We start from the raw sequence: 14,548 nt of genomic DNA on the forward strand, positions 1-14,548 counted from the left end.
GGGGAATAAGTGATCGCAAGACCTGTGGGAGCAAAGCTTGCTCGCGATAGCGGTGTGCCAGGCAACATCAATGTTGATTGATCCGCCGCCATCGCGAGCAAGCTTTGCTCCTACAGGTTTTTGTGTCTGGCACTGTGGGAGCGAGCCTGCTCGCGAAGGCGGAGTGTCAGGCGACATCCATGTTGAATGTGCCGCCATCTTCGCGAGCAGGCTCGCTCCCACAGTTGATCGGTGTTGTTCGTCTTAGACGGTATGCAAGTACCAGTTGTACTCAAGGTCCGAGATGGAGTTTTCGAACTCGGCCAGTTCGCTTTCCTTGCACGCCACGAACACGTCGATGTACATCGGGTCGATGTATCTGGCCATGACTTCGCTGTCGTCCAGCTCACGCAGTGCATCGCGCAGGTTGTTCGGCAGGCTTTGCTCGTTTTGCTCGTAGCTGTTGCCTTCCACCGGCGAACCCGGTTCGATCTGGTTGGTCAGGCCGTGGTGCACACCCGCCAGCACCGATGCCAGCAGCAGGTACGGGTTGGCGTCGGCACCGGCTACACGGTGTTCGATGCGCACGGCGTCCGGCGAACCGGTCGGTACACGCACCGCCACAGTGCGGTTGTCGATGCCCCAGCTCGGCGAGTTCGGTACGTAGAACTGCGCGCCGAAACGACGGTACGAGTTGACGTTCGGGCAAAGGAACGCCATCTGCGCCGGCAGGGTCTCGAGCACACCGCCGATCGCGTGTCGCAGCGCGGCGTTCTGCTCGGGATCCTCGCTGGCAAAGATGTTGTTGCCTTCCTTGTCGAGAATCGAAATGTGCACGTGCAGACCGTTGCCCGCCTGGCCCGGATACGGCTTGGCCATGAAGGTGGTGTCCATCTCGTGGTCGTAGGCGATGTTCTTCACCAGACGCTTGAGCAGGACCGCGTAATCGCAGGCCTTTATAGGGTCGGCCACGTGGTGCAGGTTGACTTCGAACTGCGCCGGGGCGCTTTCCTTGACGATGGCGTCAGCCGGGATGCCCTGTTCTTTCGCACCTTCAAGAATGTCCTGCAGGCAGTCGACGTATTCGTCGAGGTCGTCGATCAGGTACACCTGGGTCGACATCGGACGCTTGCCCGATACCGGCGAACGTGGCGATTGTGGACGCCCGTTCACGTTGTCCTGGTCGATCAGGTAGAACTCCAGTTCGAACGCGGCGCAGATGGTCAGGCCCAGGTCGTCGAACTTGCGCACGATATTGGCCAGCACTTCACGCGGGTCGGCGAAGAACGGCTCGCCTTCCAGCTCGTGCATGGTCATCAGCAACTGTGCAGTCGGGCGCTTCTGCCACGGCTCGATGCTCAGGGTGCCGGGGATCGGGTAGCAGATCCGGTCGGAGTCACCGATGTCCAGACCCAGGCCGGTGCTTTCCACCGTGGAACCATTGATATCCAGAGCAAACAGAGACGCCGGCAGGTTAATGCCTTTCTCGTAAACCTTGTGGAGACTGGTGCGTTCGATGCGCTTGCCGCGCACCACGCCGTTCATATCCGCAATCAGAAGGTCGACGTACAAAACCTCAGGATGTTTCTTAAGGAATGCGTTTGCTTCGTTGAGTTGAACGGCACGCGAGGGGACCGACATGAGGCACCTATTAAGCTGTTAATTATTATGTTCACCGCCCTTTCACGTAGCCAGTCAATCCGAAAGGCAAAGTGAAGTCAATAGCGAACACTCAGCCTTTCAGCGTTTATTTTCGGGCCTCTCAGGAGTACGAGAGTGCCAGATTGGCCGCCAAACACGCGTAAACCCTGAAGATCGGACGTGCGGCGTTTAGAATTTTTTACATGAGAGTTGTTAATTAAAATCAACAAGGCTAAGCTCCGGAAAAGCTCGTTCAAGTGTGAAACTTCGAGGTGATAAAAATGGCATTCAAGCCATTGATCGGCGTTACTGCGTGCGTCAAACAGATTGGCCTGCACCCCTACCATGTCAGCGGCGACAAGTACTTGCGTACTGTCAGCGTTGCCGCGCTGGGGTTGCCCGTCGTCATTCCTTCCCTGGCTGAACTGACCGAAATCGAGGATCTGCTGCCGCAGCTCGACGGTCTGTTGCTGACCGGCTCGCCATCGAATGTGGAACCCTTCCACTATCAAGGCCCCGACAGCGCTCCCGGCACGGAACACGATCCCCAGCGGGATCGCACCACCCTTCCCCTGATCCGTGCGGCCATCGCCGCCGGCGTGCCGGTACTCGGTATCTGCCGTGGCTTTCAGGAGATGAACGTGGCGTTCGGTGGCAGCCTGCATCAGAAAGTCCATGAACTTCCCGGCTTCCTCGATCATCGCGAAGCCAACCACCCGGACCTGGCCGTGCAATACGCACCGGCCCATGCGGTCAAGGTGCAACCGGGCGGTGTGTTCGAAGCCCTGGATCTGCCTGCGGTGTTCCAGGTCAATTCGATTCACAGCCAGGGCATCGACCGATTGGCCCCCGGCCTGCGCGCCGAAGCCGTGGCTCCCGATGGTTTGATCGAGGCAGTCTCGGTGGAGAACAGCAAGGCCTTCGCCCTCGGCGTGCAATGGCACCCGGAATGGCAGGTCCTGGACAATCCGCCTTACTTGAGCATTTTCCAGGCGTTCGGCGAAGCGTGCCGGCAACGGGCGGCGCTGCGGAACGCGCGCTGACGTAAAGCACTGAACATCAATTTACTGCCCCCGCGGGTCATGCGGGCGTGCCTTTGCGCGCCCGTCGCCCGCGACAACAACACACTGCAATAAAAACAAGTACCGCAGCCAGGAAGGCGGCACCGGATAAACCCGGCTGAAACGGTAACCCTGTAGGAGCAAAGCTTGCTCGCGATGGCGACGGATCAACCAACATTGATGTCGCCTGATGCACCGCCATCGCGAGCAAGCTTTGCTCCCACAAGAGCCAGAGCCGGGTTTGCAAACAACTATTAAGTCGGGCCGCGTTGGCCTGGCGACTGAAACCTGTTGGGAGTTTCACATGGCAAACGCCTCCAGCATTTACAGGAAGGCCCTTGAAGGTCACCAGGCACCGAAAAAGGTGTTGGTGAAAGTCGATCGCGTCACCAAGAAATTCGACGAGACCACCGCCGTGGACGATGTGTCCCTGGAGATTCATCAGGGCGAAATCTTTGCCCTGCTCGGTGGTTCCGGTTCCGGCAAATCGACGCTGCTGCGCATGCTCGCCGGCTTCGAACGCCCGACCGAAGGGCGGATTCTGCTCGACGGCGTGGACATCACCGACATGCCGCCCTACGAGCGGCCGATCAACATGATGTTCCAGTCCTATGCCCTGTTCCCACACATGACCGTGGCGCAGAACATCGCCTTCGGCCTCAAGCAGGACCGTTTGCCCGCCGCTGAAATCGACGCCCGCGTGGACGAGATGCTGCGTCTGGTGCACATGACCCAGTACGCCAAGCGCAAACCCCATCAGTTGTCCGGCGGCCAGCGTCAGCGCGTGGCCCTGGCCCGCTCCCTGGCCAAGCGGCCGAAGTTGCTGTTGCTCGACGAACCCATGGGTGCACTGGATAAAAAGCTGCGTTCGCAAATGCAGCTGGAACTGGTGGAGATCATCGAGCGCGTCGGCGTGACCTGCGTGATGGTGACCCACGACCAGGAAGAGGCCATGACCATGGCCCAGCGCATCGCGATCATGCACCTGGGCTGGATCGCCCAGATCGGCAGCCCGGTCGATATCTACGAAGCACCGGTCAGCCGCATGGTCTGCGAATTCATCGGCAACGTGAACGCCTTCGACGGCCAGGTGGTGGAAGACCTGGAAGGTCACGCGATCATTCACAGCCCGGACCTGGAGCAGAAGATCTACGTCGGTCACGGCGTCAGCACCTCGGTGCAGGACAAGTCGATCACCTACGCGATCCGCCCGGAAAAACTGCTGGTCAGCACCACCAAGCCCGACACCCGCTACAACTGGTCCAGCGGCAAAGTGCATGACATCGCCTACCTCGGCGGTCACTCGGTGTTCTACGTCGAACTGCCTGGCGGCAAAGTCGTGCAGTCGTTCATGGCCAACGCCGAACGCCGTGGGGCACGTCCGACCTGGGACGATCAGGTCTACGTGTGGTGGGAAGACGACAGCGGCGTGGTACTGCGCGCATGAAAACCTTCAATCAGCAATTCCTGCGCCTGGTGCCCAGCGGTCGCAAGATCGTCATCGGCATTCCGTTCCTGTGGCTGTGCCTGTTCTTCATGTTGCCGTTCTTCCTGGTGATGAAGATCAGCTTTTCCGAAGCAGCCCTGGCCATTCCGCCCTACTCGGAGATCTACACCTACGCCGAGCAGAAATTCAATCTGCTGCTCAACATCGGCAACTACACGTTGCTGGGCGAAGATGAGCTTTACATCTCGGCGTACCTCGGTTCGTTGAAGGTCGCGCTGTTCAGTACGTTGATGTGCCTGGTGATCGGTTTTCCGATGGCCTACGCCATCACCAAGGCGAGCAAGGAAGCGCAAAACGTCTTGATGCTGCTGATCATGATGCCGACCTGGACGGCGATCCTGATCCGCGTCTATGCGTGGATGGGCATCCTCAGCAACAACGGTTTGCTCAACGCCTTCCTGCTGTGGACCGGGCTGATCGATCACCCGATCGAGATCCTCAACACCAACACTGCCGTCTATATCGGCGTGGTGTATGCGTATCTGCCGTTCATGATCCTGCCGCTGTACGCCAACCTGGTGAAGCACGATCAGAGCCTGCTGGAAGCCGCATCGGACCTGGGTTCGAGCACCTTCAACAGCTTCTGGAAGATCACCGTGCCGCTGGCCAAGAACGGCATCATCGCCGGTTGCATGCTGGTGTTCATTCCGGTGGTGGGCGAGTTCGTGATTCCGGAACTGCTGGGCGGCCCGGAGACGCTGATGATCGGTCGCGTGCTGTGGCAAGAGTTCTTCAATAACCGCGACTGGCCGGTGGCGTCCGCCCTGGCGGTGGTCATGCTGTTGATCCTGATTGTGCCGATTCTGCTGTTCAACCGCAGCCAGGCCAAAGAAATGGAGGCACGGGGATGAAACGTTTCGGTTTCTCGAAAATGATGCTGTGGCTCGGCTTGTCGTTCATCTACCTGCCGATGCTGATTCTGGTGATCTACTCGTTCAACGCCTCGAAGCTGGTGACGGTGTGGGGTGGCTGGTCGTTCAAGTGGTACGCCGGCCTGCTCGACAACTCGCAACTGATGGGCTCGGTGGTGCGCTCGCTGGAAATCGCCTGCTATACGGCGGTTGCCGCCGTCGCACTGGGAACACTGGCCGCGTTCGTCCTGACTCGGGTGACGCGCTTCAAGGGTCGCACGCTGTTCGGTGGCCTGGTGACCGCGCCGCTGGTGATGCCGGAAGTGATCACCGGTCTGTCGCTGTTGCTGCTGTTCGTGGCCATGGCGCAATTGATCGGCTGGCCGATGGAACGCGGCATCGTGACGATCTGGATCGCTCACACCACGTTTTGTGCCGCCTACGTGGCGGTGGTAGTCTCCGCCCGCCTTCGCGAGCTGGATCTGTCCATCGAAGAAGCGGCCATGGACCTCGGGGCCAAGCCGTTCAAGGTGTTTTTCCTGATCACCATCCCGATGATCGCGCCGTCACTGGCGGCCGGCGGCATGATGTCCTTTGCCCTGTCCCTGGATGACCTGGTACTGGCGAGCTTCGTTTCCGGCCCGGGTTCCACGACCCTGCCGATGGAAGTGTTCTCGGCGGTGCGCCTGGGCGTGAAGCCCGAGATCAACGCCGTGGCCAGCCTGATTCTGCTGGCGGTGTCGATCGTGACCTTCATGGTCTGGTACTTCAGCCGCCGCGCCGAAGCCAGCCGCAAACGGGCGATTCAGGAAGCCATGGACCAGACCGCCAGCGAATCGTGGCAGCAACCTAAGAAGCAAATGGTAGAAGCAACGGCCTAGCACCACCCCCTGTAGGAGCGAGCATGCTCGCGATGGACGTAAACGATAACGTTGGCTACCTGAATGAACGCGTCGTCCTTGAGTTTTTCGCGAGCAGGCTCGCTCCTACACGAAGTGTGATTTGAATAAAAAAGAAATGGAGTTGTACCGATGAAAATGTTTGGCAGGACTCTGCTGACACTGTCCTTATTGGGCGCGATTGCCACCGGCGCCCAGGCCAATGACAAGGTTCTGCGCGTCTACAACTGGTCGGATTACATTGCCCCGGACACCGTCAAGAAATTCGAAGACGAGACCGGGATCCAGGTGACCTACGATGTGTTCGACAGTAACGAAACCCTTGAAGCTCGCCTGCTGGCGGGCAAATCAGGCTACGACATCGTCGTGCCGTCCAACAGTTTCCTGGCCAAGCAGGTCAAGGCCGGCGTCTATCGGGAACTGGACAAATCCAAACTGCCGAACTGGAAAAACCTCAACACGGTGCTGTTGAAGAACGCCTCCGCCAGTGATCCGGATAACGCCCATGCGTTCCCGTACATGTGGGGCTCGATCGGCATTGGTTTCAACCCGGACAAGGTCAAGGAAGTGCTCGGCGCCAACGCCCCGACCAACTCCTGGGACTTGCTGTTCACGCCGGAAAACGCGGAAAAACTGAAAGCCTGCGGTATCAGTTTCCTCGATTCGCCAACTGAAATGCTCCCGGCCGCCCTGCACTACCTGGGCTACCCGGTGAACGATCAGGACAAGCAGCACATCAGCGAAGCCGAAGCGTTGTTCATGAAGATTCGCCCGTCGGTGGCGTACTTCCATTCCTCGAAGTACATCTCTGACCTGGCCAACGGCAATATCTGCGTGGCCGTCGGTTATTCCGGCGACGTGCTGCAAGCCAAGGCCCGGGCCCAGGAAGCCGGCGACAAGGTGAAGATCGACTACAGCATCCCCAAAGAAGGCGCCGGCAGTTTCTACGACATGGTGGCCATCCCGCGGGATGCGGCCAACGTCGAGAACGCCTACCTGTTCATGAACTTCCTGATGCGCCCGGACATCATTGCCGAAATCACCAACAGCATCGGCTACAGCAACGCCAACGCGGCGGCAACGCCCTTGGTGGATGAAGCGATTCGCAACGATCCGGGCTCGTACCCGTCGCAGGAAACCATGGCGACCTTGTATGCCATTCCTGATATGCCGATCGGTGTGCAGCGGGTGATGACCCGGGGTTGGACCAAGGTAAAACTCGGCAAATAGTTCACTCAGCACGGCTGTTGAATCTGACACCGCTTTCGCGAGCAGGCTCGCTCCGACAATGAAATGCATTCCCCTGTGGGAGCGAGCCTGCTCGCGAAGAGGCCGGAACATTCAACATAGAAATCAGGCTTAACTTTTTCCGTTCACGCAGCGCCTTACCACCGCTGCGTCGCTCACCTGGCTCCTCGGTTAAGGTGAAGTTTGGCGCCCTTGGGCGCCTTTTTTTCGTTTACGCGTTACCCAGCGGCCACGAGGCCAGCGCCAGGTAGCGGCCCTTGTGGGATTCGAACAGAGCGAAACGGTCGGCGCGCAGGAAAAACTCCGGTGGCGTGGCGGACTCGGGCACCGGTGCGCGAAAGTCACGCGCCAGGGTCAGGTGCGGGCGAAACTCCCGTGGCGCATCTTGCGGCGCAAACGGCAGCACGGCCTGTTCCAGGTCATACACCAGCCGCAACAATGCCGGCGGCGCCTGCTCCGGCGCCAGGACCAACACCCCTGCTCTGCGCCATACATCGAGCCGATCCAGCACAACGGTCAATCGCTCGCCCGAGGTACGGATGGACGCGGCCGCCTTACAGATATCGGCAATCTGCGCCGTACCGACCGACCCGAGGAATTTCAGGGTCAGGTGGAAGTTCTCCGCCGGTACTGGCCGCCCGTTCCTCAGTTGCAGCGCGCTACGCCATTGGGCGATGGCCTTGCGTTGCGCCGGCGCACAGTCCAGGGCAAAAAACAGCCGTTTGAATGGCTCACGGGATTCGTCGCTCATGCGTGGCACCTCCTGACATCCAAGTTATAGTTCATGCAAACGCTAAAACTGGAGGGGGCCATGCGAGAAATCATCAGCAAAGAGCCATGGTGGGCCGTGCCACCGAAACCCGGTCAGGACGAGTTCGAGCTGGAATGGGGCTGGCTGGTTCACTACAACGAAGGTGAGCCGCGCTTCGAGTTCGTCAGGGAACGGCCCACGGACAGCGAGATTCGCAACCGCAAGAGTTGCAGGATCACCCCTTCATCCGAGTGATCCTGCGGTGGTGGTTCACGCCTTCACGATCGTTTCAAAACCGCCGAAGATCATGCGTTGGCCATCGAACGGCATCGGATTGGCGTCCGGCTGCATTCTCGGGTCGGCCATCATTTTTTCCATCGCCGCATCGCTGGTGGCCTTGTCCGGCCAGATGAGCCAGCCGAATACCACGGTTTCGTCTGCCTTGAGTTTCACGGCCATCGGGAACGACGTCACCTTGCCGTCAGGCACATCATTGCCCCAGCACTCGACCACGCTCAGAGCCCCGTTCTCCTTGAAAATCCCGGCAGCGATTTCGGCGTGCTTCTTGAATTTTTCACGATTGGCGGTGGGCACCGCAGCGGCAAAAGCATTGACGTAAGACATGGGTGTTCTCCTTGAGCTCACAGGTAAATACGTTCATGGGTTGATCTGCTGATTAGTCGATTGGCTCGGCTGCGATTCGACATGATCGACGGGCAGGCCGACCGGCGGTTGCGCGCTGGCAGCCAGGCTGCCTTCGATCTGCCCTGCCATGTACAGGGTCCCGGCCATGACACCGGTGGTCGGGTTCTGCACCAGCTTGGTCCAGGCCTTGTCGAACGTGTTGCCCAGACTGCTGCGAATCAGCGCTTCGCTGTCCGGCCGGTCGGCGGATTGAATCAAGGCACGAACCCCCGCGACCCCGACGGTAATCAAGCCGCCCGCGAGTTTCCCGGCGGCCGCCGCCACGGCACTGGCCGCCCCTCGTGGGGCCATTTCAGCTTCCATTCGTCGGCTGGCGCGCCTGGCCACCGGCGCCATGGCGATGTCGGTTGAACCGACGCCCTTTTCGCCCCCGGCCTTGTGGATTTTGTCGATCAGCGCGGCGTAGGCCGGCAGGTTGTTCAGCGGTTCGGCGTACACGATCTGGTACAGCGAGGCGTTGCGCGCCGGTGGTGGCCCGAGGGCAATCGCCGGGATTTTCTGGATGCGGCCATTGAGCTGAGCCATGGGTACGCCGTGGCGCTGGGAGATTTTTTGCAGTTCTTCCTTGAGGATGTCCACATAGAAGGCAGCCGCCAGGGTGAGAATCGCATCCGGATCAACCTCCAGCGCCGCCGGAGCCAGCACTTTTTCCTGATATTGCTCCAGCAGATAAGCGGCCAGGCGCTTTTCCGAAGCATCCTGTTCACCCTTGGCGCTGATGGTGTACCAGCTGACTTTCATCGACAGCCATTCCTGGGTCCAGTAGCTGCTGAACCAGGGAATGAAGTTTTGTTCGGTCAGTTCGTAGACCCGCGTGCGCCAGTAATCCATGGCGCCGCGGGCGTAGATTCTGGTCTGCTCGGTAGCCGACTGCGACGCCTCGACAATCTCCCGGTCCACCTGCTGCCAGGTGCTGGGCGCAACCATGATCTGCGGCGTTTCCACCGGCGCGCGAGGCGCCGTGACGCAACCCGCCAACACAAGCAATACAGCGACGATCAACGAACGCAGGTTCAAGATCGCGGCTCCTGAAAGTCTGCACCGAACCGAATGCCCGGTGCTTGAAAGGCCCTGATTTGAGTATAGGTGCGGGCCGTTGCCCATTTGGTTTTGCGGTGGTCTTTCGGGCGCCATCGCGGGCAAGCCCGCTCCCACAGGGATCAAGGGTGTTCACAACTCTGTATTCCACCACTGACCACTGTGGGAGCGGGCTTGCCCGCGATGGGGCCCGGGAGATCACCCACAAAACCGACCATCACTTGCATCGATATTCAACATCGCCACGAATGCCTTCCGCCTGACGACCGTCAGCGTAGGATCAATCTCAACCCAACACGAAACCTGTAGCGGAGGGTCGAATCATGCTGATCCATCTCCTGACCTGCTTGGCCCTGACGGCCTTCACGTTGACTGTATTTGGCTGGTTCGTCCTCTCCCAGGAGCGCACGTCATGATCAACGAAGTCACCCTGTCCGTGAGCTTCCCGGTATTCGGCAACAACTACTACTCGCAGCCATTCGAGTCTCGTAAAGTGTTGACCCTGGTGTTCGACAAAAAATTCGAAGCAATGCTGATTCCATCCGCCGGCCAGCACTTCAACAACGAAGTGGTCGGGCTCAACGATCAGTTCCGTTTCCTCAACGATGTGCTGGCCGAGCATTTGCTGGCGAGCGAGTTCGCCGCTAGCGCCTGCCGCAATCAATACTCCTGAGCAGATGGCCCAGGCCGTCGGCAACACAGGTCGGCGAGGCCGGGGAAAAACGTTCCAGCAGGCGGCGGTTATCGGCCCGTGAATGCCTGATATCACCGGGACGCGCCGCACTGTAGTTCAGTGTCAGCGGCCGCCCCAACAGCTCGCTCAACAGCGTCGCCAGATCATTGAGGCTGGTTGATCGGTTGAACCCGACATTGACCGCCTCGATGCCCGGTTTCGGCTCAGCAACCGCTTTTACCAGGATCTTGACCAGATCACCGACGTACACAAAATCCCGCGTTTGCTCCCCATCGCCGTAAACGGTAATGGGGAGTTCTTTTTGCCCTCGCTCACTGAAAATACTGATGACGCCGGAGTACGGCGATGACGGGTCCTGACGGGGTCCGTAAATATTGAAAAATCGCAGGATGACCGGTTCGAGGCTGTGCTGGCGGCGATAGAAGTCCAGAAAATGTTCGCTGGCCAGCTTGTCGGCCGCATAGGGCGTCAGCGGATTCTTGGGCGTGTCCTCGGTGATGGCGGTGCCGTCACCGTTGTTGCCATAGATCGCCGCGCTGGAGGCATAGACCACCCGCTTGACCCCCGCCTGACGCATGGCCTCGCAAATGTTCAGCGTGCCGACGAAGTTGCTCTGGTGCGTGGCGACCGGGTCGTCGACCGACGCCTGCACCGACGCCACCGCCGCCAGATGCACCACCGCGCTACAGTCTTTCATCGCCCGCGTCACCGTCGGCGCGTCGGCGACATCCCCCACCACCAGGGACAAGTGGCAGCAATCAATCGGTAAGTTCGACAGTTTTCCTGTGGAAAGGTCGTCCAGCACCCGCACGCCGTAGCCGTTTTCAAGCAGTGCTTCGACCAGGTGCGAACCGATGAAACCGGCACCGCCCGTCACCAGAATTCGCTCTGTCATGACTATTTACTCCCCTGCACGTTGGTGTCGGGTCGATACATGGCAATGAAGTCGCCCAACTCTTCAATGAACTCACGGCTGTCGGTGACCATTTGATCCCAATCAGTCGGAAAGCGGACATTCAACGGCAATTGATCAATGCGCCAGCGCGGCGGCAATGGGTGATCGAACCGGGCGGCGACCTGCAAACCCATCTCGCTGGCGGCAAATGGCCTCCGCAACACCGTCGGCGTACGACCGGCACTGTCCACGGACTGGACCACCCGGGCCGTCAACCATTTGCCGTCGGGCATACGCACGCGCAACGGCTGGCCGATCCCGGCATGGCTGATATTGAGCGGTTCCAGATAGATCCACAGCAGCGGCTCCTCCATCTGTTCGATGCGCATCAGCAAGGTGCCGGCGCCGACGTTTTCGCCGGGGTTGACCAGCACTTCCGCCACCCGCCCGCTCTGCGCGGCCGTGACCGGCAGCGCGGCGAGGCGCGTTTGCAACCACTTCTGCTCGGCGTTGCGTTGAACCTTGTCGCGCTCCTCGCTCAATGGCTGATTGGCCAGTTGCTCGCGGCGCTCGAACGCCAGCAAGTCGGCCTTGAAACTGTCGAGTTCGGACTGGGCCGCCAGCACTTCGCCACGGGACACGGCGCCCCGTATCACCAGATCCTCAAGCACCCTGATGCGATCCTGCGAACGGGCAATCCGGGTCTGGAGCAACTGGCGCTCACGGCCGCCCAGTTTGGCATTGCTCGCCCGCGCGGTGTCCGGCGGGATGGCGGCGAGTTGCGCAAGCCGGGCTCGCCATTCGGGGTTATCGAGATTGGCCAGGGGTTGATTGACCCGCACCTGGTCACCGGCCTTGACGAACAATTGCTCGACCCGTCCGGCATCCCGGGCGCGCACCTCCAGAATCGGCAAGCGCAATTGCGCCGGGGCGTCGATCATCAGCATGCCGTACACCAGCTTGCCCCCCAGCCAGATCAACGGACTCGCCACCAGCAACAGGATCAGATACCAGCGCACGCGAAACGCCGCGCGCTTGCTGGGAGCGTAGAGCACACTCAAGCCCTGTTCTTGAGTCGGGTTCAACTCCTTGCGACTATCGAAACGAATCTTCATCACGGCTCACCGTTTTGGAAAGTCTCGCCAGGCCTGCCAGTCGATGCCGGCAATCCCCAAAGGTTGCAGTTGTTCACGCCAGGCGTTGGTCTGGTGTTGCAACTGTTCGGTGGTCGCGCCGGCCCAGGACTCCGTGGCGTCCAGCTGCGGCTCTGTGCTCTGTGCCAGGCGAAATTGCAGCGCGGGCCAGCGTTTGGCGATCTGCTCGGCCATTCGCGCACTGTTTTTCGGGTTGCGGGTGTAGATCATCAGGCTGACCTGGCGCACCCCCGTGTCGGGCAGCGCACAGGGCACACAGGTTTGTCCGGGTTTCGGCTCGGCGAACCAGCGAGGGTGGCTGGACATTTCTACCGGCCAGGGGCTCTGCGCGGCGGCCATGCGCAAGGTCTCAAGCAGGTTTTTCAAGCGTTGATCGGGGACGGGAACGCCCAACTGCTCGACTTCCAGATCCAGGTGCAGGCTGGTGAAGGACAGACCCTTGAATTTCGCCAGCAGATCGGTGAGCTGATGGCGCCCTTCGGGTTCGATCCATTGCGGATCGCCCAGCAACAGGCTCACTTGAACCCCCTCTCTGGCCGCGTCCCGCAGCAATTGCTCCAACCCTTGGCGGGTGGTGCCCAGATCCCGAATCTGAGCCGACTTGAGGCCCAGGTAGATCTTGTCCATCCCGGCCTTGCGCAGCGCCGCCAGTTCAGTTGCCCGCTGCCCGGGATCGAGCAGCGTTTCGCTGTCCCACACGTAACTGGCCTGGGACCATGTCGACGGCGCCGCCTGCGCCATCAACGCGGGCGGTAACCACAGCGCCAGCGCAAACAGTATCGATCGCATATCAAAACCTCGTGGCTCGCTTGAGTACCCACCAGGGCGCCATCGAGCTTTCTTCATGCCCGCGACGGAACATCTCGTTGAGCATGGCCACCGCGCTCCAGCACCGCAGGATCAGCATGAACAGCGGAAAGACCGGCACCAGTAACCCCAGGGTCATGTCCTGCCGGGGTCGGTCGGAGACCATCAGCAACATGGCGAAGAACAACAGCGCGGTGATCATCAGGTACAGCAGATAGACCAGCACAAACAGAAACAGCAGCGTCTTGCCCGGCAGAATGAACAAGGCGAGCAAGGTGTAGCTGAAGATGAGGAATGGCAGTACCAACTGAAAAAAGAACCCCGTGAGCAGGATCATCACAAAGGTCGGCCAGCCCAGTAAGCGCGGGTTGATGTTGTGGTTGTGCTTTCTGATGTAGAGAAAATACAGGTCGCCGTCCCAACGCAATCGTTGCATCAGGAACTGCCTGAGCGTAGCCGGCGCGTCGGTGTGCCCGACCGCCTCGGGCTCGAAAGGAATTCGCAGGTCGTGGCGTTTGAAATAGCTTTTGATGCGCAACGTCAGGTCCAGGTCTTCGGCGGTATGGGTGTTCCAGCCACCGATTTTCACCAGGAAACTGCGCCGGAACGCGCCAAAGGCTCCCGAGACGTTGTTGACCAGGTTCCATTCGGACAGACCGATTTTCGACATGTGAATCGACAACAGGTATTCCAGCGCCTGCATCGCGGTGACCCAGGATGACCAGGCATTGCGTACGCGCAGGCTGCCGGCCACCGCCGGCACCGAAGGGTCCTCGAAATGCCGCACAATGGAGGTGACCATGTTGTTGTCGAAGGACGTATCACCGTCGAGCGCCATCACGATTTCACCGCTGGCCAGCGACAGGCCGGCGTTCAATGACGACACCCTTCCGCCACGCTGCCATTTGGCGATCGGCCGCAAATGGCGCCTGGGGTACAACTGCGGATCGACGTCGAAACTGCGCACGGCGCTGAGTGTCGCCTGGTTCATCGTGGCGCCATCCACCACGGGAATCATCTCGATGTGGCCCTGGTACGTCTGCTCGCACAAGCTCAGCAGCGTGGTCTGCACATCCATGCCTTCGCTGTAGCAGGTGATGATGCAAGAGACTCTCGGTCGATAAATGCTGATCTTCGGCACCTGGCTGCGTCGCCGTGTGAACCAGCGCAAGACCCCGAGCATCACCATGATCATCAGCGGCAGTTCGAACATCAGGAACAAGGGGAAAAGCATGTAGAACAAGCGGCTCAATCCATCCGAGCCCATGAGCGAAACCATCAGGTTGTAGAGTTGCTCCATCAATGGGCTCATGGTGCG

General features: G+C 59.9%; 15 protein-coding genes. 7 read left to right on the forward strand and 8 right to left on the reverse strand.

Annotation, left to right across the window (positions count from 1 at the left end):
• Positions 1-243: 243 nt before the first annotated feature.
• Positions 244-1,620 carry a glutamine synthetase family protein gene (locus BJ917_RS04330; RefSeq protein WP_121102178.1) on the reverse strand — a complete coding sequence of 459 codons (1,377 nt, stop codon included), beginning with the start codon at positions 1,618-1,620 and terminating at the stop codon, positions 244-246.
• Between the two features lie 281 nt (positions 1,621-1,901).
• Here BJ917_RS04330 and BJ917_RS04335 point away from each other — a divergent pair, with 281 nt between their 5' ends.
• The 5 genes from BJ917_RS04335 to BJ917_RS04360 all read left to right on the forward strand — a co-directional run bounded on the left by BJ917_RS04335 (position 1,902) and on the right by BJ917_RS04360 (position 7,168).
• The gene (locus BJ917_RS04335) at positions 1,902-2,663 is read left to right on the forward strand and encodes a gamma-glutamyl-gamma-aminobutyrate hydrolase family protein (protein WP_121102180.1); all 762 of its coding nucleotides are present in this window, start codon (positions 1,902-1,904) and stop codon (positions 2,661-2,663) included.
• A 322-nt stretch (positions 2,664-2,985) separates the two neighbouring features.
• Positions 2,986-4,128, forward strand: a complete 1,143-nt coding sequence (gene potA / locus BJ917_RS04345; RefSeq protein WP_096510717.1) for a polyamine ABC transporter ATP-binding protein — start codon at positions 2,986-2,988, stop codon at positions 4,126-4,128.
• A 29-nt stretch (positions 4,129-4,157) separates the two neighbouring features.
• A complete protein-coding gene (locus tag BJ917_RS04350; protein ID WP_172901670.1) occupies positions 4,158-5,039 on the forward strand; it encodes an ABC transporter permease subunit in 882 nt (293 codons plus the stop codon).
• Positions 5,036-5,920, forward strand: coding sequence for an ABC transporter permease subunit (locus BJ917_RS04355; RefSeq protein WP_096510713.1), 885 nt, complete (start codon positions 5,036-5,038; stop codon positions 5,918-5,920). The genes BJ917_RS04350 and BJ917_RS04355 overlap by 4 nt, the downstream gene beginning before the upstream one ends.
• 150 nt (positions 5,921-6,070) lie before the next feature.
• Positions 6,071-7,168 carry a polyamine ABC transporter substrate-binding protein gene (locus BJ917_RS04360; RefSeq protein WP_121102186.1) on the forward strand — a complete coding sequence of 366 codons (1,098 nt, stop codon included), beginning with the start codon at positions 6,071-6,073 and terminating at the stop codon, positions 7,166-7,168.
• A gap of 229 nt (positions 7,169-7,397) precedes the next feature.
• Here the strand turns inward: BJ917_RS04360 and thpR are convergent, their stop codons facing one another.
• Entirely contained in the window at positions 7,398-7,937 is a 540-nt protein-coding gene (gene thpR / locus BJ917_RS04365) for an RNA 2',3'-cyclic phosphodiesterase (RefSeq protein ID WP_121102189.1), read from the reverse strand.
• A gap of 60 nt (positions 7,938-7,997) precedes the next feature.
• Here thpR and BJ917_RS04370 point away from each other — a divergent pair, with 60 nt between their 5' ends.
• Positions 7,998-8,192, forward strand: a complete 195-nt coding sequence (locus tag BJ917_RS04370) for a hypothetical protein (RefSeq protein ID WP_096510708.1) — start codon at positions 7,998-8,000, stop codon at positions 8,190-8,192.
• 15 nt (positions 8,193-8,207) lie between these two features.
• Here BJ917_RS04370 and BJ917_RS04375 read toward each other — a convergent pair whose 3' ends face one another.
• Entirely contained in the window at positions 8,208-8,561 is a 354-nt protein-coding gene (locus BJ917_RS04375; RefSeq protein WP_096510706.1) for a DUF1428 domain-containing protein, read from the reverse strand.
• Between the two features lie 33 nt (positions 8,562-8,594).
• On the reverse strand, positions 8,595-9,659 hold the full coding sequence (locus BJ917_RS04380; RefSeq protein WP_096510704.1) for a hypothetical protein: 1,065 nt from the start codon (positions 9,657-9,659) through the stop codon (positions 8,595-8,597).
• Positions 9,660-10,092: 433 nt separating this feature from the next.
• Here BJ917_RS04380 and BJ917_RS04385 point away from each other — a divergent pair, with 433 nt between their 5' ends.
• Complete coding sequence (locus BJ917_RS04385; protein WP_121102192.1) at positions 10,093-10,353, forward strand: hypothetical protein; 261 nt, start codon at positions 10,093-10,095, stop codon at positions 10,351-10,353.
• On the opposite strand, the gene BJ917_RS04390 is transcribed toward BJ917_RS04385, so the two are convergent.
• The 4 genes from BJ917_RS04390 to BJ917_RS04405 are packed head-to-tail and all read right to left on the reverse strand — an operon-like array spanning position 10,325 to position 14,542.
• A complete protein-coding gene (locus BJ917_RS04390) occupies positions 10,325-11,269 on the reverse strand; it encodes an NAD-dependent epimerase/dehydratase family protein (RefSeq protein WP_121102195.1) in 945 nt (314 codons plus the stop codon). The genes BJ917_RS04385 and BJ917_RS04390 overlap by 29 nt on opposite strands.
• Positions 11,270-11,271: 2 nt before the next feature.
• Positions 11,272-12,384, reverse strand: coding sequence for an HlyD family secretion protein (locus tag BJ917_RS04395; protein WP_121102198.1), 1,113 nt, complete (start codon positions 12,382-12,384; stop codon positions 11,272-11,274).
• Between the two features lie 6 nt (positions 12,385-12,390).
• Positions 12,391-13,212 (reverse strand): hypothetical protein, encoded by an 822-nt coding sequence (locus tag BJ917_RS04400; RefSeq protein WP_096510696.1) that lies wholly within the window; start codon positions 13,210-13,212, stop codon positions 12,391-12,393.
• A gap of 1 nt (position 13,213) precedes the next feature.
• Positions 13,214-14,542: a glycosyltransferase gene (locus tag BJ917_RS04405; protein WP_121102201.1), complete on the reverse strand. Its 1,329-nt coding sequence runs from the start codon at positions 14,540-14,542 to the stop codon at positions 13,214-13,216.
• Between the last annotated feature and the right edge of the window lie 6 nt (positions 14,543-14,548).

It is taken from the genome of Pseudomonas sp. WPR_5_2 (assembly GCF_003634475.1).
Lineage (GTDB): Bacteria > Pseudomonadota > Gammaproteobacteria > Pseudomonadales > Pseudomonadaceae > Aquipseudomonas > Aquipseudomonas izuensis.